The sequence below is a fragment of the Atopobium sp. oral taxon 416 genome (assembly GCF_018128285.1).
Classification (GTDB): Bacteria; Actinomycetota; Coriobacteriia; order Coriobacteriales; family Atopobiaceae; genus Olsenella_L.
The window spans coordinates 226,179-250,533 of record NZ_CP072380.1 but is presented as its reverse complement, the minus strand read 5'-3'; the positions used below and the strand labels follow the sequence as shown (position 1 = coordinate 250,533).

At 56.9% G+C, this 24,355-nt stretch carries 28 protein-coding genes, 5 tRNA genes, 1 pseudogene and 1 other annotated feature; of the genes and pseudogenes, 3 read left to right on the top strand and 31 right to left on the bottom strand.

The genetic code is table 11. From position 1 onward, the window contains the following. The first annotated feature begins 303 nt into the window (after positions 1–303). Positions 304–438 (top strand): hypothetical protein, encoded by a 135-nt coding sequence (locus J4859_RS16620; protein WP_256436790.1) that lies wholly within the window; start codon positions 304–306, stop codon positions 436–438. A gap of 126 nt (positions 439–564) precedes the next feature. Here J4859_RS16620 and rplL read toward each other — a convergent pair whose 3' ends face one another. The 22 genes from rplL to tatA all read right to left on the bottom strand — a co-directional run bounded on the left by rplL (position 565) and on the right by tatA (position 17,479). Beyond that, complete coding sequence (gene rplL / locus J4859_RS01265; RefSeq protein WP_212332042.1) at positions 565–939, bottom strand: 50S ribosomal protein L7/L12; 375 nt, start codon at positions 937–939, stop codon at positions 565–567. Positions 940–1,020: 81 nt separating this feature from the next. Beyond that, entirely contained in the window at positions 1,021–1,542 is a 522-nt protein-coding gene (gene rplJ / locus J4859_RS01260) for a 50S ribosomal protein L10 (protein WP_212332039.1), read from the bottom strand. 48 nt (positions 1,543–1,590) lie between these two features. Then, positions 1,591–1,728 (bottom strand) — a sequence feature (ribosomal protein L10 leader region). A gap of 146 nt (positions 1,729–1,874) precedes the next feature. Beyond that, positions 1,875–2,582: a 50S ribosomal protein L1 gene (gene rplA, locus J4859_RS01255; protein WP_212332037.1), complete on the bottom strand. Its 708-nt coding sequence runs from the start codon at positions 2,580–2,582 to the stop codon at positions 1,875–1,877. Between the two features lie 119 nt (positions 2,583–2,701). Next, the gene (gene rplK / locus J4859_RS01250; RefSeq protein WP_212332036.1) at positions 2,702–3,130 is read right to left on the bottom strand and encodes a 50S ribosomal protein L11; all 429 of its coding nucleotides are present in this window, start codon (positions 3,128–3,130) and stop codon (positions 2,702–2,704) included. Between the two features lie 88 nt (positions 3,131–3,218). Beyond that, positions 3,219–3,770, bottom strand: coding sequence for a transcription termination/antitermination protein NusG (gene nusG / locus J4859_RS01245; protein WP_212332034.1), 552 nt, complete (start codon positions 3,768–3,770; stop codon positions 3,219–3,221). Positions 3,771–3,773: 3 nt separating this feature from the next. Continuing rightward, positions 3,774–4,172 (bottom strand): preprotein translocase subunit SecE, encoded by a 399-nt coding sequence (gene secE / locus J4859_RS01240; protein WP_212332031.1) that lies wholly within the window; start codon positions 4,170–4,172, stop codon positions 3,774–3,776. 69 nt (positions 4,173–4,241) lie between these two features. Next, positions 4,242–4,317 (bottom strand) — tRNA-Trp (locus tag J4859_RS01235). 15 nt (positions 4,318–4,332) lie between these two features. Beyond that, positions 4,333–4,482, bottom strand: coding sequence for a 50S ribosomal protein L33 (gene rpmG, locus J4859_RS01230; RefSeq protein WP_212332028.1), 150 nt, complete (start codon positions 4,480–4,482; stop codon positions 4,333–4,335). 211 nt (positions 4,483–4,693) lie between these two features. Beyond that, on the bottom strand, positions 4,694–5,884 hold the full coding sequence (gene tuf, locus J4859_RS01225) for an elongation factor Tu (protein WP_212332026.1): 1,191 nt from the start codon (positions 5,882–5,884) through the stop codon (positions 4,694–4,696). Between the two features lie 88 nt (positions 5,885–5,972). Further along, positions 5,973–6,049, bottom strand: a tRNA-Met gene (locus J4859_RS01220). A 15-nt stretch (positions 6,050–6,064) separates the two neighbouring features. Then, positions 6,065–6,140, bottom strand: a tRNA-Thr gene (locus J4859_RS01215). Between the two features lie 2 nt (positions 6,141–6,142). Next, positions 6,143–6,226, bottom strand: a tRNA-Tyr gene (locus tag J4859_RS01210). A 230-nt stretch (positions 6,227–6,456) separates the two neighbouring features. Continuing rightward, positions 6,457–6,531: transfer RNA gene (locus J4859_RS01205), tRNA-Thr, on the bottom strand. A 21-nt stretch (positions 6,532–6,552) separates the two neighbouring features. Continuing rightward, complete coding sequence (locus J4859_RS01200) at positions 6,553–7,107, bottom strand: NYN domain-containing protein (protein WP_371812124.1); 555 nt, start codon at positions 7,105–7,107, stop codon at positions 6,553–6,555. 101 nt (positions 7,108–7,208) lie between these two features. Continuing rightward, positions 7,209–8,684 carry a cysteine--tRNA ligase gene (cysS, locus tag J4859_RS01195; RefSeq protein ID WP_212332022.1) on the bottom strand — a complete coding sequence of 492 codons (1,476 nt, stop codon included), beginning with the start codon at positions 8,682–8,684 and terminating at the stop codon, positions 7,209–7,211. A 121-nt stretch (positions 8,685–8,805) separates the two neighbouring features. Then, positions 8,806–9,285, bottom strand: coding sequence for a 2-C-methyl-D-erythritol 2,4-cyclodiphosphate synthase (gene ispF, locus J4859_RS01190; protein WP_212335055.1), 480 nt, complete (start codon positions 9,283–9,285; stop codon positions 8,806–8,808). A gap of 7 nt (positions 9,286–9,292) precedes the next feature. Beyond that, on the bottom strand, positions 9,293–10,072 hold the full coding sequence (gene ispD, locus J4859_RS01185) for a 2-C-methyl-D-erythritol 4-phosphate cytidylyltransferase (protein WP_212332019.1): 780 nt from the start codon (positions 10,070–10,072) through the stop codon (positions 9,293–9,295). A gap of 20 nt (positions 10,073–10,092) precedes the next feature. After that, the gene (disA, locus tag J4859_RS01180; protein WP_212332016.1) at positions 10,093–11,193 is read right to left on the bottom strand and encodes a DNA integrity scanning diadenylate cyclase DisA; all 1,101 of its coding nucleotides are present in this window, start codon (positions 11,191–11,193) and stop codon (positions 10,093–10,095) included. Positions 11,194–11,330: 137 nt separating this feature from the next. Beyond that, positions 11,331–13,937, bottom strand: a complete 2,607-nt coding sequence (locus J4859_RS01175; RefSeq protein ID WP_212332004.1) for an ATP-dependent Clp protease ATP-binding subunit — start codon at positions 13,935–13,937, stop codon at positions 11,331–11,333. A 243-nt stretch (positions 13,938–14,180) separates the two neighbouring features. After that, the gene (gene lysS, locus J4859_RS01170) at positions 14,181–16,514 is read right to left on the bottom strand and encodes a lysine--tRNA ligase (protein WP_212332002.1); all 2,334 of its coding nucleotides are present in this window, start codon (positions 16,512–16,514) and stop codon (positions 14,181–14,183) included. Between the two features lie 86 nt (positions 16,515–16,600). Continuing rightward, the gene (gene greA, locus J4859_RS01165) at positions 16,601–17,068 is read right to left on the bottom strand and encodes a transcription elongation factor GreA (protein WP_371812123.1); all 468 of its coding nucleotides are present in this window, start codon (positions 17,066–17,068) and stop codon (positions 16,601–16,603) included. 63 nt (positions 17,069–17,131) lie between these two features. Further along, positions 17,132–17,479 (bottom strand): twin-arginine translocase TatA/TatE family subunit, encoded by a 348-nt coding sequence (gene tatA, locus J4859_RS01160; RefSeq protein ID WP_212332000.1) that lies wholly within the window; start codon positions 17,477–17,479, stop codon positions 17,132–17,134. A 241-nt stretch (positions 17,480–17,720) separates the two neighbouring features. On the opposite strand from tatA, the gene J4859_RS01155 reads away from it, so the two are divergent. Next, positions 17,721–18,455, top strand: a complete 735-nt coding sequence (locus tag J4859_RS01155; protein ID WP_212331999.1) for an HAD family hydrolase — start codon at positions 17,721–17,723, stop codon at positions 18,453–18,455. 14 nt (positions 18,456–18,469) lie between these two features. On the opposite strand, the gene J4859_RS01150 is transcribed toward J4859_RS01155, so the two are convergent. The 8 genes and pseudogenes from J4859_RS01150 to J4859_RS16615 all read right to left on the bottom strand — a co-directional run bounded on the left by J4859_RS01150 (position 18,470) and on the right by J4859_RS16615 (position 22,373). Continuing rightward, positions 18,470–18,739: a DUF1292 domain-containing protein gene (locus tag J4859_RS01150; protein WP_212331996.1), complete on the bottom strand. Its 270-nt coding sequence runs from the start codon at positions 18,737–18,739 to the stop codon at positions 18,470–18,472. 85 nt (positions 18,740–18,824) lie between these two features. Next, positions 18,825–19,463: a GIY-YIG nuclease family protein gene (locus tag J4859_RS01145; protein WP_212331994.1), complete on the bottom strand. Its 639-nt coding sequence runs from the start codon at positions 19,461–19,463 to the stop codon at positions 18,825–18,827. Further along, complete coding sequence (locus tag J4859_RS01140; protein ID WP_212331992.1) at positions 19,460–20,236, bottom strand: amino acid ABC transporter ATP-binding protein; 777 nt, start codon at positions 20,234–20,236, stop codon at positions 19,460–19,462. The genes J4859_RS01145 and J4859_RS01140 overlap by 4 nt, the downstream gene beginning before the upstream one ends. Continuing rightward, positions 20,229–20,882 carry an amino acid ABC transporter permease gene (locus J4859_RS01135; RefSeq protein ID WP_249113711.1) on the bottom strand — a complete coding sequence of 218 codons (654 nt, stop codon included), beginning with the start codon at positions 20,880–20,882 and terminating at the stop codon, positions 20,229–20,231. Before J4859_RS01135 ends, J4859_RS01140 begins: the two co-directional genes overlap by 8 nt. A 31-nt stretch (positions 20,883–20,913) precedes the next feature. Beyond that, positions 20,914–21,774: a transporter substrate-binding domain-containing protein gene (locus J4859_RS01130; RefSeq protein WP_249113710.1), complete on the bottom strand. Its 861-nt coding sequence runs from the start codon at positions 21,772–21,774 to the stop codon at positions 20,914–20,916. A gap of 144 nt (positions 21,775–21,918) precedes the next feature. After that, positions 21,919–22,056 carry a hypothetical protein gene (locus J4859_RS15900; protein ID WP_249113709.1) on the bottom strand — a complete coding sequence of 46 codons (138 nt, stop codon included), beginning with the start codon at positions 22,054–22,056 and terminating at the stop codon, positions 21,919–21,921. Positions 22,057–22,124: 68 nt separating this feature from the next. Then, a pseudogene (locus J4859_RS17345) lies at positions 22,125–22,226 on the bottom strand (TIGR00730 family Rossman fold protein); the annotation flags it as partial. A 15-nt stretch (positions 22,227–22,241) separates the two neighbouring features. Continuing rightward, positions 22,242–22,373, bottom strand: a complete 132-nt coding sequence (locus tag J4859_RS16615; RefSeq protein WP_256436788.1) for a hypothetical protein — start codon at positions 22,371–22,373, stop codon at positions 22,242–22,244. A 501-nt stretch (positions 22,374–22,874) separates the two neighbouring features. On the opposite strand from J4859_RS16615, the gene J4859_RS01120 reads away from it, so the two are divergent. Then, on the top strand, positions 22,875–23,336 hold the full coding sequence (locus tag J4859_RS01120) for a hypothetical protein (RefSeq protein WP_212331988.1): 462 nt from the start codon (positions 22,875–22,877) through the stop codon (positions 23,334–23,336). Between the two features lie 91 nt (positions 23,337–23,427). Here J4859_RS01120 and J4859_RS01115 read toward each other — a convergent pair whose 3' ends face one another. Next, positions 23,428–24,345, bottom strand: coding sequence for a DMT family transporter (locus J4859_RS01115; protein ID WP_212331987.1), 918 nt, complete (start codon positions 24,343–24,345; stop codon positions 23,428–23,430). Between the last annotated feature and the right edge of the window lie 10 nt (positions 24,346–24,355).

Below are 24,355 nucleotides of genomic sequence, written 5' to 3'. Positions count from 1 at the left end.
CTGCCACAAGATCGAGAAAAACGAGCGCGCAAACGCTTTAGGGCCTGTGCGGCCCAAAGGAGAGCAGCTGCCCGCCCCATGGCAGGGAGAGGGCGGAAAGGCGGCTCTTGGTCCCTTGCGCTTACAGAGAAGATGCGCTCGCTTATCATAAGCCAAGCGCTGGTCCCCCAAGCAGATAGACGACATCTCAGACCCGAGTATGGTGTCAGCTGCGTCGTTGAGCCTCTCGACTATTCTGCAGGCAGGCCCAGGCCGCTACGCTCGAGACCATCACTGCGAATTGCGATAAGGGGTTCACAAGGCATGGCTAAGGTCACAAAGGCTCTTGCAGGCGTGCAGCTCTACTTCTGCAAGCTGCACCACCCCTGGCAGAAACCGACGGCTAAGAACACTGACGGGGCTGCTGCGCGCGTTCTTCTCGAAGGGGACGGACTTTAGCAGGGTAGCAGACGAGGCCTTCAGGGAGATGGTGCACTCAGCTTGACAATCTGCCGTGCAAAAAGGAGACCAGGCACGAAGCCTGATCTCCCTCTTGTTCAACGCTCTGTGTTTGGAAACGCAAGCTTATTTCAGGGTTACAGAAGCACCTGCGTCCTCGAGCTCCTTCTTGGCGGCCTCAGCGTCCTCCTTCTTGGCACCCTCAAGGATTGCCTTAGGAGCAGCCTCAACGAGGTCCTTAGCGTCCTTCAGACCAAGGTTGGTAAGCTTACGGACAACCTTGATGACCGGGATCTTACTGTCGCCGTAGCTCTCGAGAACTACGTCAAACTCGGTCTTCTCCTCCTCAGGAGCAGCAGCTGCAGCAGGAGCAGCAGCGACCGCTACAGGAGCAGCAGCAGAGACACCAAAGGTGTCCTCAAGGTCGTGAACGAGCTCAGAGAGCTCAAGTGCCGGCATCTCTTTAATTGCCTCAATGATCTCATCTTTTGTGACAGCCATTGTTTTTCCTCTTCTTGTCTAGGCACTCTTATACGAGTGCACCAATTGATTCGTTACTGATTTCAGGCAGCAGCACGTAGGTTATGCTGCGTCCTTCTCCTTCTGCTTGGCAACAGCATCCAGTGCAGTTGCGAGGCCGCGGGCCGGACCCGCGCAGACAGAAGCGATCCCACGCAGCGGACTTGCGAGCACGTGCGTGAATTGAGCGATAAGCTCATCGTGGCCCGGCAGATCTGCATAAGCCTTAGCATCCTCCGGTGAGAGTGCTTTACCGTACGCGATGCCACCGACGAAGGAAAGCTTCTTCGTTTTCTGAGCGCACTCCTTGATGACCTTTGCGGACTCAACAGGATCTTTCTGGAAGAAGACATAAGCGCAGGTTCCACTCAGATCCAAATCGGGCATATCGGCCTCTTTGAGGGCGATCCTCACGATGTTGTTCTTGTACACCTTCATGGATGCGTCAGTATCACGAAGATTGCGGCGGAGCTCCTGGCTCTCCTTCACGCTCAGGCCACGATAATCGACGACAAAAAGTCCATCGGAAGAATCCAGGGACTCCTTGACCTTGCTGAGCATTTCGACATTGTTCTTGTTTGGCATGTATGACACCTCCCTGCATACCTCTCGGCACGAACTACAAGAGCGGCAGGTCACATAGAAAATCCCGCCTGGTCCATACCAGACGGGGTCTCAATCAAATACCTAAGACCACCTCGGCAGGCAGGGCATCTATCCCTTTTAAACCTTCTCGGTACCGGCTGTCTCTGGCAGTAGACGTGCTTTTGTTTACAACAATAGATATTTATACAACATGGGACACAAAAGTCAAGCTCAAAGCGCTTAAGTGTGGCCTCACGTACAGCATATACACACAAAAATGGGAGAAGGCTCCAAGCCCTCCCCCACAGCATCACTCATATGGTGTGTACCAGCTACGCCTGCGGAAGCAGGTTGCGGGTTGCGGTCGGATCGACTTTGACGCCCGGGCCCATCGTGCTCGAGAGCGTGACGGACTTGATGTACTTACCCTTGGCGGTTGCCGGCTTGATACGGACGATCTCAGCGATCAGCGCTGCGTAGTTCTCAAGCAACTTCTGCTCGTCGAAGGAAGCCTTCCCCAGAGGTACGTGGCAGATACCGTAGCGGTCTGCACGATACTCCACCCGGCCAGCCTTGAGCTCTTTGACCATCTTTGCGACATCCATAGTTACGGTGCCCAGACGCGGGTTTGGCATCAAGCCACGGGGTCCGAGGATACGGCCCAGACGGCCAACCTTGCTCATCATGTTCGGGGTTGCGATCGCAGCGTCAAAGTTAAGCTCGCCGCCCTGGACCTGCTTGACGAGGTCGTCGGAGCCCACGATATCGGCGCCTGCCTCTTCAGCCTCACGGGCCTTCTCGCCCTCAGCGAAGACGGCGACGCGGACATTCTTACCGGTGCCGTTCGGCAGTGAGACGGAGCCACGGATGTTCTGATCCGCTTTTCTGGTATCGACGCCCAAGCGGATTGCGACATCGATAGTCTCGTCGAATTTAGCACTAGCGAGCTGCTTTACGAGGGTAACTGCCTCGCTCGGCTGATAGAGTTTGTTCTCTACCCTCTTGGAGTTCTCGCGGTAAGTCTTACCATGCTTTGCCATTGTTCTTTCTACCTTCTGTGGTCAACGGGCACCGATCTGTGCCCTCCCACATTGGATGAGCGATTGCTCGCTCACTTCAGACAGCAGCCTTAACTGTTGTCCCTCAGTCCCTTACAACCTTAGTTCTCGGCGACTGTGACGCCCATGGAGCGCGCCGTGCCAGCGACGACCTTCTTGGCGGCGTCAATGTCGTTTGCGTTCAGGTCCGGCATCTTGATCTTTGCGATCTCTTCAAGCTGCTCCTGAGAGAGCTCACCGACCTTATCACGCTGAGGAACGCCGGAGCCGCTCGTGATCTTGAGGGCCTTCTTGATCAGCTCAGCTGCAGGCGGGGTCTTGGTGACGAAGTCGAAGCTGTGGTCCTCGTAGACGGAGATCTCAACCGGGATAATGTCACCGGCCTTGTCCTTGGTCTGGTTGTTGAATGCAGTGCAGAACTGCATGATGTTGACCTGTGCGGCGCTCAGTGCCGGTCCTACTGGAGGAGCGGGGGTTGCCTTGCCGGCTGGAATCTGCAGCTTAATAAAATTGATAACCTTCTTAGGCATGATAAACTCCCAATAATCTATACGCCCTATATTGTAAGCATTGACGCAGAGAAGCTTCCTCACCGAACAGCGCCGTGCTTAAGAAGCCTTAGTCGATGCTGCGGATCTGGTCGAGGGTCAGCTCGACCGGGGTCTCGCGACCGAAGATCGTCAGCATCACGCGAACCTTATTGGCCTCCGTGTCGACCTCTGATATCGTACCATCAAAATCAGCCAACGGACCGGAGACGACCTTGATCGTCTGGCCCTTCTCAAAGGACGAGGCAACTCGTTTGGGTGCTGGCCCCTTCTTCGAAGCGTCGTCCTTGTGCATCATCTTGTTGTACTCACTGCGGCGCAGCGGAGCGGGCTTAGAGCCGTCAAGACCGACAAAGCCGGTGACACCTGGGGTGTTGCGGACAACAGTCCAGGTGTTGTCATCCATCTCCATACGGACCAGCACGTAGCCCGGGAAGACTTTCTGTTCCTTGGTTTCGCGCTTGCCGCCTTCCTTCACCTCGGTAACCTCTTCGGTCGGGATCTGGATGTCGACGATCCTGTCCTGCATCCCGAAGGTCTCAATGCGGTGCTCGAGATCCGTCTTAACCTTGTTCTCATAGCCTGAGTACGTGTGCACCACGTACCAATGCTTAGCAACCATGATCTAGCCCCTCAGTCCTGTAAATCCGACGAGTAATGCAACGACACCGGTATCAACAAGCCAGGTGCAGACACCAAAGATAATGAGCAGGACGATAACCGCGCCCGTATAATTTCTGAGCTCTTTCTTGGAGGGCCACACGACGCGGTGCATCTCGGTCCTCACATCGTTCCAATAGCTGCGGATACGTCCCTTCTTCTTTGGTTTGACCGCGACGGTGGTCGTCTTCGTGTTCTTACTATCGGGAGCCTTCTTCACATACTTCGGAGCCTTCTTCTGCTTCTCAGCATCCTGGGTAGCCGCAAAGGAACCATTTGCGGCCTTACGGGCCGCTTCACGTTGAGCACGTTCCGCAGCGCGCGCTTTGCGAGCAGACCGCTTATTACGCTCCTTATTAGCCATTCCCCACTCCTCAAGTAAGGCTTGTACATAGAAACCGGCTAACCCATACGGGAAAGCCGGTGAAATTTCTGGCAGGCCAGGAAGGACTCGAACCCTCAACAAACGGTTTTGGAGACCGCCGCTCTACCATTGGAGCTACTGGCCTGTATGCTTATCCCGCTTAGCGGGTCTCCTTGTGCAGCGTGTGCTTCTTGCACCACGGGCAATACTTCTTCATCTGGAGACGCTCCGGATTGTTAGTCTTGTTCTTCGTCGTGGTGTAGTTGTGACGCTTGCATTCGGTGCATGCAAGGGTAACTAAAGTACGCATGTATCGTATCCTCCTGATCTAAGGTCATCGTCGGGACAACCTCGACCATGACGCAAGAGTGTACGCTACCATCGAGTTGGTAATGCTGTCAACTATCTTCCCAACTATTTATAGTATTGCACAAAACGTGCAGATACAAGCACACATACCCAAGATAGAGAAAGACCCGATGCAAGCATAGCACCAGGTCTTTGTGAATCACAGATTAAAGCTACTCAATAATCTTGGAGACACGGCCATCAGCAACGGTGTGGCCACCTTCACGGACTGCGAAGCGGTCGCCCTGCTCCATTGCGATGTGGTGGATCAGCTCAACGCTGATCGTCACATGGTCGCCCGGCATTGCCATCTCGACGCCCTCAGGCAGGGTGATGGTGCCAGTGATATCGGTCGTTCTGAAGTAGAACTGCGGACGATAGTTGGAGAAGAACGGTGTGTGACGGCCACCCTCCTCCTTGGTCAGAACGTAGACCTCGCCCTCGAACTTCTGGTGCGGGGTGATGGAGCCCGGCGCGCAGATGACCTGGCCACGCTCGATGTCCTCACGACGGATACCACGAAGCAGAATACCGACATTGTCGCCCGCCTCGCAGAAGTCCAGGGTCTTACGGAACATCTCGATACCGGTTGCGGTTGACTTCTGGGTCGGACGGATACCGACGATTTCAACCGGGTCGTTCATCTTCAGCGTACCGCGCTCAACACGGCCGGTTGCAACGGTACCACGGCCGGAAATGGTCATAACGTCCTCGATAGCCATCAGGAACGGCTTCTCGTTATCACGCTTCGGGGTCGGGATGTAGGTATCGACAGCCTCCATCAGCTTCTTGACGGAGTCAACCCACTTCGGATCACCCTGGAGTGCGCCGAGCGCGGAGCCACGGATGATAGGAATCTTGTCTCCGGGGTAACCGTACTCAGAGAGCAGGTCACGGGTCTCTTCCTCAACGAGGTCGATGAGCTCTTCGTCGTCGACCATATCGCACTTGTTCAGGAATACGACGATATACTTAACGCCGACCTGGCGGGCGAGCAGGATGTGCTCACGAGTCTGTGCCATAGGGCCATCGGTAGCAGCAATGACCAGGATTGCGCCATCCATCTGTGCTGCGCCGGAAATCATGTTCTTGATGTAGTCAGCATGGCCCGGGCAGTCAACGTGTGCATAGTGACGCTTCTGGGTCTCATACTCAACGTGAGAGACAGTAATCGTGATACCGCGCTGACGCTCTTCAGGAGCCTTATCAATGTCCTCAAACGGCTCATAGGTCGCTTTGCAACCCGGAGTTTCAGATAGGACCTTGGTGATAGCTGCCGTCAGGGTGGTCTTACCATGGTCAACGTGGCCGATGGTACCAATGTTTACATGTGGCTTAGTGCGCTCAAATTTTTGCTTGGCCATTTGCCATCCTCCTTCAAAAATCAACCCTTTGGTTGGTTTCTCCTAACTATACACTATCCTAAACGGCACCGAGGCACCGTGGTAGATCTGGTAGCGGTGATTGGACTCGAACCGATGACATCGCGGGTATGAGCCGCGTGCTCTAACCAACTGAGCTACACCGCCATAGGTGCTTGAGTATGGAGCCTGCGACCGGATTTGAACCGGTGACCTCTTCGTTACCAACGAAGTGCTCTACCGACTGAGCTACACAGGCAATGGTGGGGATGCATGGACTCGAACCATGGAACCCAGAGGGAGCGGATTTACAGTCCGCCGCAGTTGCCGCTGTGCCACATCCCCATATGTAATCAAGCAAATGCTGTAGGGCTAATCCCCAGCAGCGGAAAAGATAGTACGTCCTTAGAATGGCACTGTCAACACATGACACCCACCCGGGCGTCACCCACACACGATTCCCACACATCTGCAGCCAGGGTATTCAGAGTAGTAAAACCGCCCAACGCAGGCCCCTATACGGTCTCCCGCCATCAAAGAGGACCGGGCGGTCACCCGGTCCTTTCAGCAGCTTCTGGAGCCAGCAGAGGGAGTCGAACCCACAACCCACGGTTTACAAAACCGTTGCTCTGCCATTGAGCCATGCTGGCATATACCTGGTAATGATACCTCTAACTACGTAAAATATGCCAGAGTTTTTTGCGCATGTCCGGTGAGATTCTGTCCTCAATCGTCGCCTTGTGGTGGGAACGGTCCTGCTCCTCAACCGCGACCTCCGTGTCGATGCGCTCGAGTTCGCGGACAAAGATTTTTGAGGAGATTGCAGTCACATCTCCAGGGCCAGCGCCGATCGTCGCACGGATCGTATTGTCCGAGGTGGCGACGCTCACCATCCTCCCCTCTTGCCGGGCTTGAGTCGCAAGGCGCTCGATCACGGAATCCGCACTTTCCCCTGTTCGGGAGAATACGACGGTGAGTCCTGCCTCGTGGGTCGCATTGCGGTCAGGGTCAGCGTTGCTGGCTCCGTCAAAGACTACCACCGCATCAAAGCGGCCCTGAGCATAGGTCGCCACATCGCTGATCAGGGCTTCGCGTGCGCGGACAAAGGGGTCAGTGTCAAAGCTCTTCGGGTCGGTGTGCTCATCGATCAGCCCCTCATAGCGCGGGGTTGCACCCATTACATTGTACCCGTCCACGAGCAGCAGCTCGCGTTTGCTCTTGTCCATGTCCATGCTCTCTCAGATCCGACCCATACCTGCTGCACCGCAGTACACCGCATGAGCGCGTATCAGCACATCTGAGACTGATACGCGCTCATAGATGGTGGCTATGCTTTCTTGCGCAGGCGAGCGCCGGCTTGCGTGTCTTCGATAACAAGGCCTAAGCCTGCGATTCCGTCGCGGATTGCGTCTGCGGTATCCCACTGTTTGGCCTTACGGGCATTCTGTCTCGTCTCAATGAGCGCCTGCGCCGCTTCAACGGGATCGTCGCCGTCGAAGTCGGTATAGCGCTTTGCGAGGTCAATGAGCTCTGAGGGCAACCCCTCAGGATCCTTCGAGGAGAGGTCGATACCGAGGACGCAGGAAAGCTCTACCAGAGCATCCGCAGCTCTCAGTGCCGCGGCGGTCGAGGTGTCGCTGCCTGCCTCAGACAGGTAGGTATTGCCTGCCGTGACCAGCCCAAAGATCGCGGCAAGGCCGCCTGCGGTATTGAAATCATCGTCCATCTGAGCGGTGAAGGAGGCCTGCGCCTCTTTGACCGCCTTCGTTAAGGCCCGGTCATGATCGCTGAGCCCCCCGTCCTGAGGGGCATTCTTTGCCGCCCACTTAAGGTTCTTGACACAGCTCTTGAGACGCTCCAGGGTTCCGATGGCGCCGCTCAGGCGCTCAAAGCTGAAGTCCAGAGGTGAGCGGTAGTGGGTCTGCAGCATCAGCAGGCGCAGCGCGTCCGCCGGATACTTGTCGAGGACCTCTTTGAGCGTGTAGAAGTTGCCCAGCGACTTGGACATCTTCTCACCGTCGATCGTGAGCATGCCGGTATGCATCCACACATTGGCCAGCGGCGTATGCCAGTTGCACATGCACTGCGCCGTCTCGTTCTCGTGGTGCGGGAAGATCAGGTCCTGGCCGCCGCCGTGGATATCGATCGGGACACCCAGATAACGGTGGATCATCGCGACGCATTCGGTGTGCCAGCCAGGACGGCCGTCACCCCAGGGGCTTGGCCAGCTCGGTTCACCCGGCTTTGTGGCTTTCCACAGCGCAAAGTCAAGCGGATCCTTCTTCTGCTCGTTTTTCTCGATGCGGGCGCCGCTCATCAGCTCGTCGACGTTGCGGCCGGAGAGGATGCCGTAGTGCGGATCGCTTCTCACTGAGAAGTACACATCCCCAAAAGGCACCGCATAGGCGTGCTTCTGGTCGATCAACCCTTGGATCATCTCCTGCATCGCGGCGATCTCGCGCGTTGCGCGCGGACGGATATCAGGGTCGAGGATCCCGAAGCGGTGCATCTGTTTGATGAAGGCATCTGCGTATTGTTCGGAGACCTCTCTGGCAGCTCTCCCCTGCTCATTGGCCCGATTGATGATCTTGTCATCCACATCGGTCAGATTCTGGGCGAAGGTCACCGAGTAGCCTCTGTAGGTGAGGTAGCGGCGGACCACGTCGAAACACAGGAAGGTACGGGCATTGCCGATATGGATCTCGTCGTATACTGTCGGCCCACAGACGTACATGCGGACCTTGCCTTTCTCAATCGGCCTGAACTCTTCTTTTCTCCTGGTTTGGGTGTTATAGATAAGCATGCTTTGCTTCTCCTTTATCTGCGACACCAGTCCCTCGCCTCAAAGGTCGACGGCTCTGTCTGCCCCGCTATTGTACGTACGGCTGTATCTCAGAACAAGACACATTCAGGCTTTCTGTACATCAAGCGCTGCGGCCAAGCAGCGCTACGGCCCACGCTGCAATGCCTTCGCCGCGCCCTACGAAGCCCAATCCCTCAGTCGTGGTAGCCTTGACGCCGCACTGCTCAGGAGCAACGTCCATGGCTTCAGCTAGGCGTTTTCTCATCTCATCCCGATAGGGTGCAAGCTTGGGCGCCTGGGCGGCGATCGTGATATCGCAATCGATCAGCTCAAAACCGTGGCTTCGCACTTTCTCCATCACTTGGCTCAGCAATTTGAGCGAGTCAGCCCCCTCATAGGCAGGATCAGTGTCGGGAAAGAGCTGTCCGATATCCCCTTCGCGCAAAGCTCCGAGAATCGCATCCATCAGCGCATGGGTCGCTACATCCGCATCGGAGTGACCCAAAAGCCCCCTTTCAGAGGGGATGTCCACCCCACAGAGGATCAGCTTTCTGCCTTCCACCAAACGGTGTACGTCATATCCATGCCCGATGCGCTCTATCACGATATTATTCTCCGCTCTTCCGGCTTCTCTCCTGCCACTGACTCAGCCGCTGGTCAAGTACTGCCTCAGCTAGGGAGAGATCCTCTGGCACTGTCACCTTGATATTGTTGCGCGGTGAGACCACGCAGCGGATCTTGCCGCCGTAGTGCTCCGCCAGACTTGCGTCATCGGTTCCCACGTAGCGCTCAGCTACCGCCGCCTGATGGTAGGCCAGGATCCGCTTGGTACGGAAGACCTGCGGGGTCTGGGCGACCCAATACAGCGAGCGGTCCGGCGTCGAAAGCACAGTCTGCTTTTCAACAAGTTTGAGGGTATCAGTAGCGCGGTGTGCGGCAATGGTACCGGCGAGATCGGGATCCACCCGCAGGTAGGCGATCGTGTTTTCGATCGTCGCCGAGGTCACGAGTGGGCGTGCCCCATCGTGGATCGCGCAGTATGGTAAGGTTTTATCCTGTGCCTGGATGCCGAGGTAGCTTGACTCCTGGCGGGTGGCACCACCCTCAACGACGGCAATCGGGGTGTTCAGGCTCAGCGGCGCGATCGCCTCGTCGATCATCTTGTCGCGCTTACCCGGTGGGCACACTGCCACGATCTGTGCGACCGAGCGCGCCTCATCGAAGGCTAAAATGGACCAAGAGACCAGCGGTAACCCACAGAGCTTGACAAACTGCTTCTCTCGACCGAACCGGATGCCGGAACCTGCGGCGACGATCACGCCCGCACAGTCTTTGGTGGTGCGGCTGAAGTTGATTGTTGCGCGCTGCGTCTCAGTCTTCGTACACATCTCGGAGCAAACACCATACATCAGTGCTTACCCCACATACGATACAGGCTGGCCGCCAGAAGAGAGGGGTTCTTGACGCCGAGGGAATCGAGGCGGGACGGGTTATCTTGGATATCGTCAAGGAGCTCCTGCAGCGATCCGTACTCATCGACGATCTTCTCTGCCATGCCCTCACGGACCACTGACACCCGCGAGAGTGTTCTTAAGCCCAACGGCGTCATGATCGAATCCTCAGTCTTGTCGTGGTAGCCCAGAAGCTCCGCGATCCGCTTGGTGGAGCGGAGATCCTTGTTATTCATCGCATGGAACTTGACGCGGATCTCCTTGGCATGCTCCTCTGAGGAGTCCGTCGCATAGTCGCGGATCATCAGGTCGTACTCTTCGTCCATGTCGCCCACGAACTCGTCGCGCTGCATATCGACGGTCTTGCCTTCGCTGCCCAGCTCATCGATGCACTTCTGGAGCTGCTCGGCCGAGGTCATCAGCACCTCAAACTGGTAGAAGACCTCGGAGATATCCCCCAAGGTCACGTAGTTATCCAACTCCAGAGTGGTCAGGCGCAGAAGGCTTCTGTCAAGCGTCTGGCGACTATTCTGGAGGGTCACCAAGAGCTGATTGACACTGCTCATGATCTCCGGCACGCTTCTCAGCTGGAAGCGGTGCCCGTCAACAAAGACGCTCACGACGTGGCGGCGCTCGGACACCGAGATCACCATCGCCTTAGTCAAAAGACTCATACGTGCCGCGGTGCGGTGGCGCATACCGGTCTCGGAGGTCGGCAGCGAGGGGTCCGGATCGAGGCAAAAGTTAGCGCGGTAGATCTGGGTCATACCCTTGTCGATTACGATTGCGCCGTCCATCTTTGAGAGCTCGAAGAGACGATTAGCAGTGAAGGAGATGTTGAGCGGGAAGCCGTCATTGCCGGCTGCCAGCACCGCATCGGTGTCGCCGACGCAGATGAGGGCACCCATGTTGCCGGCTATGATCATATCAAGTGCGCGGCGCAAGGAAGTACCCGGCGCCGTCGCAACGACCGCGTCGTGAATCCGTTCCTCTTTTGTTTTCTCTTTCACCTGGGAGGCCGCATCGCTGTGTTTGATCTCATGTTCTGTGGCGCCCATATCTACCCCTTTAAGTGTTGCTAGAAGACACAGAAAGTTTACTAGTTGTTCCTTCTCTAGTGTAATAAAAAGGCTGACGCAAAGCACCAAATCGCGGTCCTTTCGTCAGCCTTTGGTTCTTTAGAAGCAGGTACCTATCACTGCTCTGAGGTTTGAAGTTCTCCGTCATTGCCGCCGGATACCGCTCTGGTTGAATCGGGCAGTGACCAGCTGTCGTGCGCCTTCGGGGCATCCATGTGGATGTGCTTCGACGGCTCGGGGATCTTGCCGGTCGTTTTCGTAAAGGTCAGTTTCTCGTCCTTTGCGTCGACCAGGACAATGTCGCCTGCCTTCCACTTGCCCTGCAGCAGCTCCTCTGCTAGCGGATCCTCGATCATCGTCTGGATCGCGCGGCGCAGCGGACGCGCGCCGTAGATCCTGTCGGTGCCACGCTCAGCCACCAAGTCACGCGCTGCATCGGTGAGCTCGATGGACATACCGTTAGCGATGAGGCGATCACGCAGGCCGTTGATCATAAGGTCAACGATGCCGCGCAGCTGCTTCTGGTTCAGAGACTTGAACACGACGATCTCGTCGACACGATTCAGGAACTCCGGGCGGAAGAGGCGCTTGAGCTCGCTCATGACATGGGAGTTGATCTCCTTGTCGGAGAGCCCGTCAGAGCCACCAGTGAAGCCCATCGTCGTGGTCTGTGCGATATCGCGCGCGCCGATGTTAGAGGTCATGATGATGACAGCGTTGGAGAAGTCGACGGTACGGCCCTGCCCATCCGTCAGACGTCCTTCATCCAGAATCTGGAGCAGGATATTGAAGATGTCAGGGTGTGCCTTCTCGATCTCATCGAACAGCACGACCGAGTACGGACGACGTCTCACTACCTTGGTGAGCTCGCCACCCTCGTCGTAGCCCACATAGCCAGGGGGAGCGCCCACAAGTTTCGAGACCTCATGCTTCTCCATAAACTCAGACATGTCAAAGCTGATCAGGGCATCCTCAGAGCCGAACAGGAACTCTGCGAGTGCCTTCGCAAGCTCGGTCTTGCCGACGCCGGAGGGTCCCAGAAAGATGAAGGAACCACCCGGACGGTGCGGGTCCTTGAGCGGAGAGCGGCTTCTTCTGATGGCGCGGGCCACCGCGGAGACCGCCTCGTCCTGGCCGATGACACGCTGATGCAATGCTTCCTCGCAGCGCAGCAGCTTGGAGGCTTCCGCCTCGGTCAGGTTGGACACCGGGACAGCGGTGATCGAAGACACGACATCTGCGATAGCGGTAGGCGTGATGGTCGTCACGTGCTCGTTGATCTTCTTGTGCCAGGTCCCCTCGAGCTTCTTGCGCTTGTCAGTGAGCTCTTTCTCCTGGTCACGGTAGCGCGCGGCCTCCTCGTACTCCTGCGCAGCAGCAGCCTTGTCCTTCTCCTGCTTCACGTGGGTGAGCTCTTCGTCCACCTTTGCGATGTCAGGCGGCGTCGTCATCTTTCTCACGCGGGTACGCGCGCCTGCTTCGTCGATAACGTCGATGGCCTTATCCGGCAGGAAGCGATCCTGGATGTAGCGGACTGAGAGCGACACAGCGCTGCGCAGCGCATCGTCGGTGTACTTTACATGGTGGTGCTTCTCATAGCGGCTCTGCAGGCCCTTGAGGATTTTGAAGGTATCCTCCTCGGTCGGTTCGCCCACATACACCGGCTGGAACCTGCGCTCAAACGCGGAGTCCTTCTCGATGTGCTTGCGGTACTCGTCAGCAGTCGTCGCACCGATCACCTGAATCTCGCCCCGGGACAGAGGCGGCTTCAGGATGGAAGCAGCATCGATTGAGCCCTCAGCGGAGCCGGCGCCGATGATCGTGTGGATCTCATCGATAAAGAGGATGTCCTTCTTGGAGTCACGAACTTCGTTGATAACCTTCTTGAGGCGGTCCTCAAACTCGCCACGGTACTTAGAGCCTGCGACGAGGGCTGCGACATCAAGCGTCCAGATCTGTTTGTTGCGCAGGATATCCGGCACGTTGCCGGCGACGATCAGCTGCGCCAAGCCCTCGACGATTGCGGTCTTGCCGACGCCCGGATCACCCAGGATCATCGGGTTGTTCTTCTGACGGCGGGCAAGTACCTGCATGATGCGCTCGATCTCGCGGTCGCGACCTATCACCGGATCAAGCTTGCCTTCGCTCGCAAGCTCAGTCAGGTTGCGGCCATACTCCTTGAGCATGGAGCCTTCCTGCTGTTGCTGCTGAGGCTGTCCCATCCCGCTGAACATCTCGGCACCCATGTTGGGGATACCCTGCGACCCCGGCTGCTGGGGCTGTACCTCGTCCTGCGTCAGTTCGTCCACCGCGTTGCGCACCGCGTCACCGGAGACACCCATGCGGGAGAGGGCCTCCATAGCGACACCGTTGCCCTCATCGACGATGCCCAAAAGCAGATGCTGGGTGTCGATGTAGGAGGCGCTATGCGTCATCATCTCCCGATACGCGCCCTCGAGCACGCGCTTGGCGCGTGGGGTGAACGGGATATGGCCACCGGGGATTGGCTCGGTGCCATCCCGGGTGATCTCTTTGATCGCCTCAAGGGTCTGGTCATAGGTCACATCGAGATTCTTCAAGGCCTCGGCGGCGATACCGTCGCCTTCCTTGATGAGGGCCAGCAAAAGGTGCTCCGTGCCCACATACATCTGGTCGAGGTTTCGCGCCTCATCCTGGGCTAAGGATATGACCTTGCGGGCCTTGCCAGTAAACTTTTCAAACATTGGGTTGAGTCCCCCTTAAAATTGGTCTCCATCTTCTACTGCATGAGAGAGAAGATGTGGGGCATCAGTTGATTGTTCTCTCTATACCCCGGGCAGTTCCTGTTTATCCCACCGCATCGCTTCTGTTCACTTCATGGCATCTCACACAGCGGTACCTGGGTCGAAAAAAGCCTCCGAAAGTCTTGCGACCTCCCAGAAGCTTTTTCACCACTATCCTTGTGCTGGTGATAGATATACCCAGATTTACTGCTCGCCATTCGACTTCGCGTAGATATCTCCCACGGGGGCGATCGCCTTCATTGCGGTCAGGACCGCGTCGAGGCACTCGTTCATCTCCTGCCCCATGTACTGGGCACCTTCACGCATCACCTCGCGGTTGCAGCCCGCGGCGAAGCGCTTGTCCTTGAACTTCTTCTTCAGTGACTTGAGCGGCATGTCGGTGACGGAGCCGGAGGGGCGCATCTTTGCGGCCGCTTGGATCAGGCCTGACACCTCATCGCAGGCAAAGAGGACTTTCTCCATCTGCAGCTTCGGCTTCGGAAGCGCCTCGTTGTTGTCAGAGTTGTGCGTCATGATCGCATGCGCGAGCTGCGCCGTAGCACCCACCTCAGCCAGGAGCTCTGCAGTCTTGACGGTGTGGTTCTTCTCGTCCTGGAACTTCTCCCAATCGAGATCGTGGAGCAGGCCCACGATGCCCCAGAAGTCAACGTTGTCCGGGTCATACTGCTTTGAGAAATAGCGCATCAATCCCTCAAGAGTCTCACCGTGCTCGACGTGGAAGGGCTCCTTGTTGTACTTCTTCAGAAGCTTCATCGCCTGATCGCGGGAAATCCCCGCCTCAAGCTTGCCTGACATATCGGCATCGATCGCCGCCCGGGCAGCCTCAGAGAGCCCGTTGTCCTCGACAGCAGGCTCACTCAGGTTTGCCTCTGCCTCTTCTTTCTTTTCTGATGCCATATCCTCACTGGCTCCTTTCTCTGCATTGTCAAAGAGGGCGTCGGCGGAGGCTGCAGGGTTGTCCGTGGTATCCGGCAGCTGTGAGGCGATGTCCTCCTTCGCGATCTTCTCCGGCTTCATCTGCGGGAAGAGCAGGACATCTCTGATAGAGGGTTGGTCACAGAAGAGCATGATCATGCGGTCGATACCGTAGCCGACACCGCCGGCAGGGGGCATACCGTACTCGAGGGCGCGGACATAGTCGTAGTCGTAGCCCATAGCCTCGTCGTCGCCGAAGTCCTTTGCAGCGACCTGCTCCGCAAAGCGGCCAGCCTGGTCGATGGGGTCGTTGAGCTCAGAGAAGGCGTTGGCATACTCGCGGCCGGCGATCAGCAACTCAAAGCGGTCGGTGAGGCGCGGATCGTCCTCTCTGCGCTTGGAGAGCGGGCTCACCTCTTCCGGGAAGTCGCAGACAAAGGTTGGATTGACGATCGTATCCTCGCCCAGCTGATCATAGATCGTGAAGAGGAGCTTGCCGACACCCCAGTTCTTCTCCGTCTGAACGCCATTTCTCTCGCACACTTCACGCAGGTGGTCAATCGGGGTGTCCATATCGACGTGCTCGCCGACAACCTGCGAGTCAACCTCAGCTACCGACATGCTCTTCCAGGTACCGGACATATCGATAGTCTGTCCCTGGTAGGTGATCACCTCATGGCCTTCCTTGCAGCCACAGACCTCACGGGCGATCGCCTTGAAGAGGCCTTCGCTCAAGCGCTTCATACCCTCGAGGTCGGAGTAGGCGCAGTAGGCCTCCATCGAGGTGAACTCCGGGTTGTGCGTCAAGTCCATGCCCTCGTTTCTGAACTGGCGGCCGATCTCAAAGACGCGCTCCATACCGCCGACGATCAGACGCTTCAGAGGAAGCTCGGTGGCGATACGCAGATAGAAGTCGCGGTTCAAGGCATTGAAGTGCGTGACGAACGGCTTCGCATTGGCGCCGCCCACGATCGCATGCATGATCGGAGTCTCCACCTCGAGGTAGCCATCGGCCTCCATATAGCGGCGGATCAGCGAGATGATCGCGGAGCGCTTGCGGAAGACCTCACGGATCTCCGGGTTCATGATCAGGTCAACGTAGCGCTGGCGGTAGCGGACCTCTTTGTCCTGCAGGCCATGGAACTTCTCCGGCAGCGGACGCAGGCTCTTTGAGAGCAGGATGAGCTTGGTCGGCGAGATGGAGAGCTGCCCGCGGCGAGTACGCACGACGTAGCCGCTCGCCTGCAGGATATCGCCCATATCGAGCATAGAGAGGAGATCCCAGTCCTCTTTGGCCATGGTGTTGATCCGGCAGAAGAGCTGGATCGAGCCCGTGCAGTCCTCCAGAATCAAGAAGGCGATCTTGCCCTGCTTGCGCAGCGCGCGGATGCGGCCCGCAACGGTCACGGAATCGGTCGTGTCCTCCCCACAAGCCAGGTCAGCGTACTTCTTCTCGAGGTCAGCGGCATGGGCGGTGACGGTACTTTTGATCGGATACGGGTTGATGCCCTCCTGCATCAGCTCGGTACGGCGCTGTCTGCGCTGTGCGCGCTCGTCGTTTTGGGATGGCTTTCCCTGTCCCGTACTTGTTGTCTCAGCCATGTATCGTGTTCTCCTAGCAGAAATAAACGCCCCGTCCTATGGTTTGCACCACAGGCGCGGGGCGTGGCTCTCTCACAGATTGTTGGTCAGCGCGTCACCTTGGTGATCGTGTAGATGCGCACCTTACCCGCCGGGGACTTGAAAGAGATGGTGTCCCCCACCCCATGGCCGATCACCGCTCTGCCTGCGGGGGACTCATTGGAGATCTTGTGTGCGAGCGAATCCGTCTCGGTCGTACCAACGATCGTGAAGGTCGTCTTCCTGCCTCTGCCGTTCTTGAGCTCCACAGTGGAACCCAGGGAGACTTCCATTGCGTCCTCATTCTCGACGACGCGGGCCGTCGCAAGGATGGTGCGGATCTCATTGATGCGGGAGGCGTTCTTTGCTTCCTCGTCCTTTGCGTCATCGAACTCAGAGTTCTCTGAGAGGTCACCGAAGCCGCGGGCAATCTTGATGTGCTCTACGATCTCATCGTGTTTCTGGCCCTCACGGTAGTTGAGCTCCTCAACGAGTTTATCCCGGCCTTCCGGAGTCAGTACGATCTCATCCGTCATAATCTAAAAGCCCTTCCATAAAGAAGGTGTTCAGCTTTTAAGCTCAACACCTTCACTGTACTGTTATTCTTCAGTGTCCGCAGTTTCTGCGGCTTCCGGTTTTGTCAACTTCGCGCCGCACTTGGAGCAAAACGCGGCGTCAGCTGGATTCTTCGCTCCGCATTTTGGACAAAAGACAACCCCTGCCTCAGAAGCTGTGCTTGCTTCCTCTGAGGAGGCCTCTTCGAGGTGGGCCTCAGTCTCAGTTGCCTTCTCTTCATCCTTCTTCTTATCGTCGTCACCGCTCATGCCTTCGCGGACGTTCTTAACAGTCTTACCGAGGGCTTTCCCCAGTTTCGGGAGGTTCTTCGGCCCGAAGATAAGAAGAGCCACAATAAGAATTACAATAACTTCCATTGGTCCGAGGTTCATGGAATCCCTCTCTCTTGCGTCTCTGTGATATGTGTTCTACAGAGACCCTATTCAGCATCGAATACCATAGTATAACCAGAGTTAGTATATTACAGCACAGATAGTGCTCTCTCACGAATGAAACAATTGTAGGATATTGCTGGCGTTTCCTCAATGCGGCATACAATCCTCACGGGTACTGCGCATACTTCAATACAAGGATAAAAAACTGTATCGTTTCGGCTCGAGGAGCGTCCCGATTGTGACTACGAAAGCTTCATATCACTTTGATGCGGTCTTCTTTGACCTCGATGATACCCTCTACGATCAGTCTGAGCCCTTTGCCTATGCGGTGAAACACGTGCTCGGCGATCTGAAGGGGATCTCGGGGGCCCAGCTCTTTGAAACGAGCCGCCTGCACTCCCAAGAGGTCTTTGCGGCCTTTGCACGTGGCTATCGCCCGACCGACACGGTGTACATCCACCGGATGCAGGATACCTTTGCGGACTACGGGATCCATCTGGATGATCAGACCGCGCTCAAGCTGCAGCGAGTCTATGCCGGCAACACCGCCGACGCAATGCACCTCGATCCCTCAATCGCACGGGCCTTAGACTGGTGTTCCCACCACACCAACCGCGGATTGGGGATCATCTCAAACGGCAAACTGCGCGGACAGATTGCCAAAGTAGAGGCCTTAGGGGTGGACAGATGGATCAGCGCAGATCGAATCTTTGTCTCCGATGCCGTGGGCGTCGCCAAACCGAAGCCTGAGATCTTCAGCCTCGCCTGCAGACAGGTGCGAGCGGATCCCGAAAAGAGCATCTACGTGGGGGATGCCTTTGCCCTCGACGTTATCGGCGCCACCCGGGCCCGCTTAAAATCGCTCTGGTACAACCACCGGCTGCGCCACGCCCCCACCTCGCACCCAAAGGCGACCTGGGAAGTGCACACCGCACCGGAACTCTATGCGACCCTCAAATCTAACGTTATCTAGCCCCGCTGACCTGCCTAGTTATCGTCAGGTTCCGCAAACCACAGGTTGTCAAAATCAGTCGATACCTGCGGATAATCGGCATCCGGGATCTCCGTTACATAGAAATCCCCGTCAGGCGTCTCATTGTAGCCATAGAGATATACATCGTCTGAATGGGCTTCCGGAGAGAGCGCAACGTACTCGGAATCCCCACTCTCAAAGACACCGAGGACTTCGCATTCCTCTGAGGTGCCATCTTCGTAATCTAAGGTAATGTAGTCAATTTCGTCTTCGTTGCTTGCCATGAAGATTCCTTTCTGATGCACCTCTTGTCTTGGTTTGTTCTATCCAGTGTAGCGGTGGGCGGACTCAGAGCGTGGCACTATTCTATTAACGGATAAAATGGCGAGTACAGGGGCGGTTCCCCGCAGTTTTGTTGTACCCCTCGGTATAGGCGTGGGTCGTCTCGATCGCATCGCGCTCAAAGTCATCAAGGCTGTGATACCCGCTCCCCCTTAAGGCGAGCAGCTGTATTGTAAACGTATCCCCCGCCACATAGTCGGCGTAGACATCGCCGTTTCCCCTGCCGGTAAAGTGCTGGTTGACACGGCTCAGCACCTGATGGGCCTGCCCCACATAGTACCTGCGGCGGTCAGCATTGTAGATCAGATAGATGCCCGGGAAATCCGGGGCAAGGGTGCCGTGAGGGCGCCGTACCTGAAAGAATTGCTGGGGAGTGAGCTTCCTGGAGCCCGTCACAAGCCGGCGGATCCGGCGACGGGGCCGCGAGACAGCCAGATAGGCGATGCAGGCCCACACGATCAGGATCGCTGCGAGATACCCCAGGTAGCGCGGCAGCAGCGCTACAAGAGTCTGCCGCCCCACCATGAGGAATAGGTCAGGGTCGATGATCCCTGCCGGCAGTGCGTCACGCAGCGACATGAGGCATTCAACAACCAGGCAGAGGCCCCACAGGATCAGAGCAGCTTTCCCAAATCGCGCAATACCGGGGTGCTTCTTTCCCCTCATGCCTTATTCGCGAAGCTTAAGAAGGCTTGGGTGCGCGGGTCTGTGGCGCTCTTTACAATGGATTGCGGGCTACCCTCTTCGATGATCTCTCCGCCGATCAGAAGACAGATGCGGTCACTGACCGTCTCGGCAAAGTCCATCTCGTGCGTGACGATCCCCACGGCCATCCCCTGCTGCGCCAGCTGGCGGATCAGATCGCGCATATCCCAGGTCAGTTTCGGATCGAGGGCACTTGTCGCCTCATCGAAATACATCACATCGGGGTTCATGCAGAGGGCCCGCGCGATCGCCACACGCTGCTGCTGGCCGTCGGAGAGCTCACAGGGGACCATGTTCTCCTGCTCTTTCAGATCGAGTCGCTCAAGCAGCTCTTTCCCTTGTTTTTGCACCTCTTCCTCATCCCGCTTCTGCACCACAACCGGCGCATCACAGACATTCTGAAGGACCGTGCGATGCGGGAAGAGGTTGTAGCCCTGAAAGACAAGACCGAAGTGCATACGCGCCGCCTGCTCAGCCGTCCTGTCATAGACTGCACCTTTTGAACCCTCGTTGTCGCACACGACCGTATCCCCGTAGGCGATGCGCCCGCGGTCCAGACGCTCGAGAAGTGTGAGGCAGCGCAGGGTCGTCGACTTGCCGGCGCCTGAAGGGCCGATCAGCGAGACGACCTCACCTCTCTCGATATGGAAATTCAGTCCGTGCAAAACCTCTTTGGAGCCGAAGGACTTATAGGCCCCGGTGAAGCTCACCGCGCACGTAGTATCCTCAGTCATGGTAGTAATCCAAGTTGTTTTCAATCCGACGCAGAATAAATTCGATCAAGAGGCAGGTAACCCAGTAGAAGATCGCCGCGATCACAAAAGGGACCATGGTACGCTGGCTTGCCACCAGGGCACGACCCACGGTGAACATCTCCGCAACGCCAATCGAGAAGGCCAGTGAGGTGTCCTTTACCAGGGTCACAATCTCGTTGCCCATCGCCGGCAGGATGTTCTTGAACATCTGGGGCAGGATAATATGGAAGAAGGTCTGTGAGGGGCGGTAACCCAAGACCTCAGCGGCCTCATACTGGCCGCGGGGGATCGACTGGATACCGGCGCGATAGATCTCGGCAAAGTAAGCGGCATAGTTCACGATAAAGGCGATGATGCAGGCCACAAACATGTAGTTCGGGCCGGTCACAATCCCAAAGCCGTAATATGGCAGGAAGAAGACCGCGAACATCTGCAGCATCAGCGGCGTTCCGCGCATCAGCGAGATGTAGATACCCAGGACCACCGAAAGCAGCTTGCACTTGGAGAGCCTGCCCATTGCGACCAGAATGCCGAGCGGAATCGAACCTAAGAGCGTCAGCCCAAAGATCTCGAGGGTCACAAGGAAACCTTGCGCCAGCATCGGAACCATGGTGGATATACTCACGCTTACACCCTCTCCTTATCGTTCACACATACTAATTGGAGACCTTTGGCAGGCACCAGGCGGTGTATGAGACGCCCTGGTCCGCGTACTTGTTGCAGATCTCCTCAACCTTACCTTCGGAATCGAGCTGCTGCAGGTCAGCCTCAACGGTGTGTGCCAAGGAGTCGTTGCCCTTCTGGAAGCCCACCGCAAAGTGCTCGGAGTTGAGGGGCTCGTCTAAGATCTTGAAGCCCTTTGAGCCGCCGATATTGAAGACCGCGACCGGGTAGTCAACCGCCAGGGCGTCGTAGGTTCCCTGCCGCAACATCATGAACGCGGTATTGTAGTCGCCCATCGTATCGAGCTTGGCGAAGCTGGCGCCCAGATCCGCCTGGTCTCCCCCTTCGGTCAGGAGGTAGTAGGCCGCCGAGTCGGTCTGAGTACAGACGTTCTTGCCGGCCAGATCCGCGAGTGAATTGATATCGGAGTCAGCGCTCGTGACAATCACCTGGCGGTTCTCCATGTAGGGATCCGTGAAGGTGTAGTCATCCTCACGCCCCTCGATCGTAAAACCGTTCCAAATGCAGGTGATCTGGCCAGAGTTGAGCATTGCGTCTTTAGCGTCCCAGTTGATTGGGGTCGGCTGGAACTCCCAGCCTTCCTTATCACAGACCGCCTGAGCCAGGTCGATATCGAAGCCAGTAATCTGTCCGCCGTCCCCGATGTAGCCATAGGGCGGGAACTCCTGGTCAAACCCGAGCACGAAGGGGCCGGTGAATGCAACAGAGCTGCCTGAGCCTGCATCCGCCGTGGAGCTCGAGGAGCCGCCACAGCCTGCGAGCGAAAAAAGCGCCACGCAGCCTACCGCACTGCCGGAAAGTGAAAGAAATTGACGACGACTCATTGAAGACATGGCTCGTACCCCCTTCGAAGATCGCCTCTGCAATCGCTGTCTGTAGTACTTTAGTCTAGTAAAGTAGCTGTGCAGTAGAGCATACACGAACTTCACAGGCGGCGCAAGCGTGCACGCCTGTCCTGAAATAGAGCTGTAAAGGAACTAATCACGTTGGCTGCCGGTAGCGATAGAGATCGCCTGTTCGATATCGTCTGCCACGATCAGCTGGTCAAGCTCCTCTTTAGAGATATCGCCCGCCTGGGCAACTGTATTGCGCAGCCACTCAACCAGCCGGTCCAACAGTCACGCCCAATCAGCACAAGCAGGGCATAGCCGGTCTCATGCGTCTGAATCAGCGTCACGAACTCAACCATCCCACCGAAGGTCCCAAAGCCTCCCGGGAAGATCAGGGCGCCTGGGAAGTATTTGACGAATGTGGTCTTCCGCACGAAGAAGTACCAGAACACCATACCCACATTGGCCCGCTAGTTGAGCGCTTCCTCGTGGGGCAGCTCGATCCCCAAGCCGACTGAGACACCTCCCGCATCGTAGGCCCCATGGTTTGCGGCCTCCATAATGCCGGGGCCACCGCCGGTGATCGCCGCAGTGCTGCCCAAGTTTGACGCCTGCCTCCTGCGCCTGCCTGTAGTAGGGCGAACTCTGCGGAGTCCGGGCAAAGCCAAAGCAGGCGATCGCAGGCCCGAGGTTCGCGAGTGCATCGAAGTCACCCACAGACTCTGTCTGCCCGGCCCTCCGTGGGTCCTCATGCTGCCAGTCTGTGTTCTTGTGCGCTACGAGGAACTTCTGTGAGGAAGTCTGCTCAGGCGCCGTCTCGCCCCGCAAGAGGATGGGGCCTCTGATGTAGAGCTGCTTACCCCCGGCACCTGCACTTTTTCAGTTTGGTAGGCGTTTGGTTGCTTTTTCGGTCTCTCTGAAGCTTTATCACCACGAGCTGTAGTATTTGTTTGAAAATTCATATCAAACCTCTCTTCAGTATTTACTATGAGTCTAATACAGTTTTTGAGAAATTATTGAGAATTTGTCTTAGATAGGCTATTCTTTTACTGCTGTGATAGGTACCGTTGCTCCACTTGAACGCGAAGACGAAAAGGGGCCGTATGGCTGCTGAAACAACCAAGACACTGGACATCACGAAGCCAATCTCTGAGCTTTTGGCTTCTAACCCTGAACTGAAGGACACCCTCTCAGAGCTCGATATCACGATCCCCGACACCTCCAAGACGCTGCCGGAGCTCGCCCACGAACTCGGTATCGGTATCCCGATCATCGCTATGGCGCTGGAAGCTGCCGGCTACACCGTTGAGGGCTATTCAGGCGATATGGACCAGGATGCGCCCGCCTTCAATCCGCTGCCAGATCTGGTCGCGAGAGTGTTCGGTGTGGACCATGAGGGAAACCCACTCCCCGAGCCGGATTTTTCAAAACCGGATATGTGCTCCCAGGACGCCCTTGCCCACAATACATCCCCGGATACGCTGTACCTCCACATGGAGGATGCGATCCGTATTGCCCGGGATGAGGGCAAGCTCCCCAAGAATCCCAAACAGGCAGACAACTGATTGGTTCCAAACCGCGTACATTCCAGGCCGCATCGACAAGAGTGCCGATGCGGCTTTTTCGTTACCGTACACGTGCCTCGAGGCAGGATTGCTACGCGGTGAGGTAGACCATAATGATAATGAGAGCAAAGCCGAGGATGTCCGCCAGTGAGAAGTGATAGCCCAGAAGAAGCACGGTGCCGATCGTAGAGACTACCGGCTCAATCGTGCCGAGCAGGCTTGCCTTGAGTGACCCGGCGTCCTTTATGCCCTGCAGGTAGAGTGCATAAGCCCCAAAGGATCCGAGGACAATGATTGCGATCAGAAGCAGAATTGCGTGGAGGTCAAGCGCCGGTACATTGGTCCAAGGATGGATGAAGAGGCCCAAAAGGATCGCCGAGAAGAGGAACCCGAAGCCGTTCACGACGAAGGAGCCCCACTTGTTGAGGGCTTTTGTCGGCACGATCGCTAAGCATGCGCTGGCGGCGGCACAGAGCAGGCCCCAGATGAAGCCGCCGACCGGCAGGTTCAACTCTCCGGGATTGCCTCCCGTCGCCACCAGATAGGTACCGATCAAGGCGAGAAGGATTCCGAGGACCTCACGGCGACGAGGAGCACGTTTCGACACTGAGCAGATGTAGACCAGAACGCCGACCATCCCCAAACTCTGCATCACGGTCGCGGTAGCAGGATTGGTCCAACTCACCGCCTCGATGTAGGACACATTGGAGAAGAGCAGCGCGACGACGCCGACTAGCATAATCGTGAGCAGTGCCCGTGCACTGTGAACAGCGCTTGAAAGACGCTTCCGATCGGTCAGCGCCGCTGCCGCGATAAAGAACCAACAGGAACCGAGTTCACGCATAAAGGTGAGCCACAACGGATCGACCGCATAGGTATCCATCAGGATCTTCGATATGACCCCATTGAGGCCCCAAAGGGTCCCACCCAGAAGTGTACAGATGATCCCTCGGCTGACACGCCGCTCACGTTGAAGTCGTTTATCGGTTCCCGTCGTTTCGGTGCTCACAGGCTCTTCC

Coding starts and splice junctions, on each gene's coding strand:
- J4859_RS16620 (WP_256436790.1), top strand. CDS start 304: ATGGCTAAGGTCACAAAGGCTCTTGCAGGCGTGCAGCTCTACTTCTGC.
- rplL (WP_212332042.1), bottom strand. CDS start 939: ATGGCTGTCACAAAAGATGAGATCATTGAGGCAATTAAAGAGATGCCG.
- rplJ (WP_212332039.1), bottom strand. CDS start 1,542: ATGCCAAACAAGAACAATGTCGAAATGCTCAGCAAGGTCAAGGAGTCC.
- rplA (WP_212332037.1), bottom strand. CDS start 2,582: ATGGCAAAGCATGGTAAGACTTACCGCGAGAACTCCAAGAGGGTAGAG.
- rplK (WP_212332036.1), bottom strand. CDS start 3,130: ATGCCTAAGAAGGTTATCAATTTTATTAAGCTGCAGATTCCAGCCGGC.
- nusG (WP_212332034.1), bottom strand. CDS start 3,770: ATGGTTGCTAAGCATTGGTACGTGGTGCACACGTACTCAGGCTATGAG.
- secE (WP_212332031.1), bottom strand. CDS start 4,172: ATGGCTAATAAGGAGCGTAATAAGCGGTCTGCTCGCAAAGCGCGCGCT.
- rpmG (WP_212332028.1), bottom strand. CDS start 4,482: ATGCGTACTTTAGTTACCCTTGCATGCACCGAATGCAAGCGTCACAAC.
- tuf (WP_212332026.1), bottom strand. CDS start 5,884: ATGGCCAAGCAAAAATTTGAGCGCACTAAGCCACATGTAAACATTGGT.
- J4859_RS01200 (WP_371812124.1), bottom strand. CDS start 7,107: ATGGACAAGAGCAAACGCGAGCTGCTGCTCGTGGACGGGTACAATGTA.
- cysS (WP_212332022.1), bottom strand. CDS start 8,684: ATGCTTATCTATAACACCCAAACCAGGAGAAAAGAAGAGTTCAGGCCG.
- ispD (WP_212332019.1), bottom strand. CDS start 10,072: ATGTGTACGAAGACTGAGACGCAGCGCGCAACAATCAACTTCAGCCGC.
- disA (WP_212332016.1), bottom strand. CDS start 11,193: ATGGGCGCCACAGAACATGAGATCAAACACAGCGATGCGGCCTCCCAG.
- J4859_RS01175 (WP_212332004.1), bottom strand. CDS start 13,937: ATGTTTGAAAAGTTTACTGGCAAGGCCCGCAAGGTCATATCCTTAGCC.
- lysS (WP_212332002.1), bottom strand. CDS start 16,514: ATGGCTGAGACAACAAGTACGGGACAGGGAAAGCCATCCCAAAACGAC.
- greA (WP_371812123.1), bottom strand. CDS start 17,068: ATGACGGATGAGATCGTACTGACTCCGGAAGGCCGGGATAAACTCGTT.
- tatA (WP_212332000.1), bottom strand. CDS start 17,479: ATGAACCTCGGACCAATGGAAGTTATTGTAATTCTTATTGTGGCTCTT.
- J4859_RS01150 (WP_212331996.1), bottom strand. CDS start 18,739: ATGGCAAGCAACGAAGACGAAATTGACTACATTACCTTAGATTACGAA.
- J4859_RS01145 (WP_212331994.1), bottom strand. CDS start 19,463: ATGAGGGGAAAGAAGCACCCCGGTATTGCGCGATTTGGGAAAGCTGCT.
- J4859_RS01140 (WP_212331992.1), bottom strand. CDS start 20,236: ATGACTGAGGATACTACGTGCGCGGTGAGCTTCACCGGGGCCTATAAG.
- J4859_RS01130 (WP_249113710.1), bottom strand. CDS start 21,774: ATGTCTTCAATGAGTCGTCGTCAATTTCTTTCACTTTCCGGCAGTGCG.
- J4859_RS01120 (WP_212331988.1), top strand. CDS start 22,875: ATGGCTGCTGAAACAACCAAGACACTGGACATCACGAAGCCAATCTCT.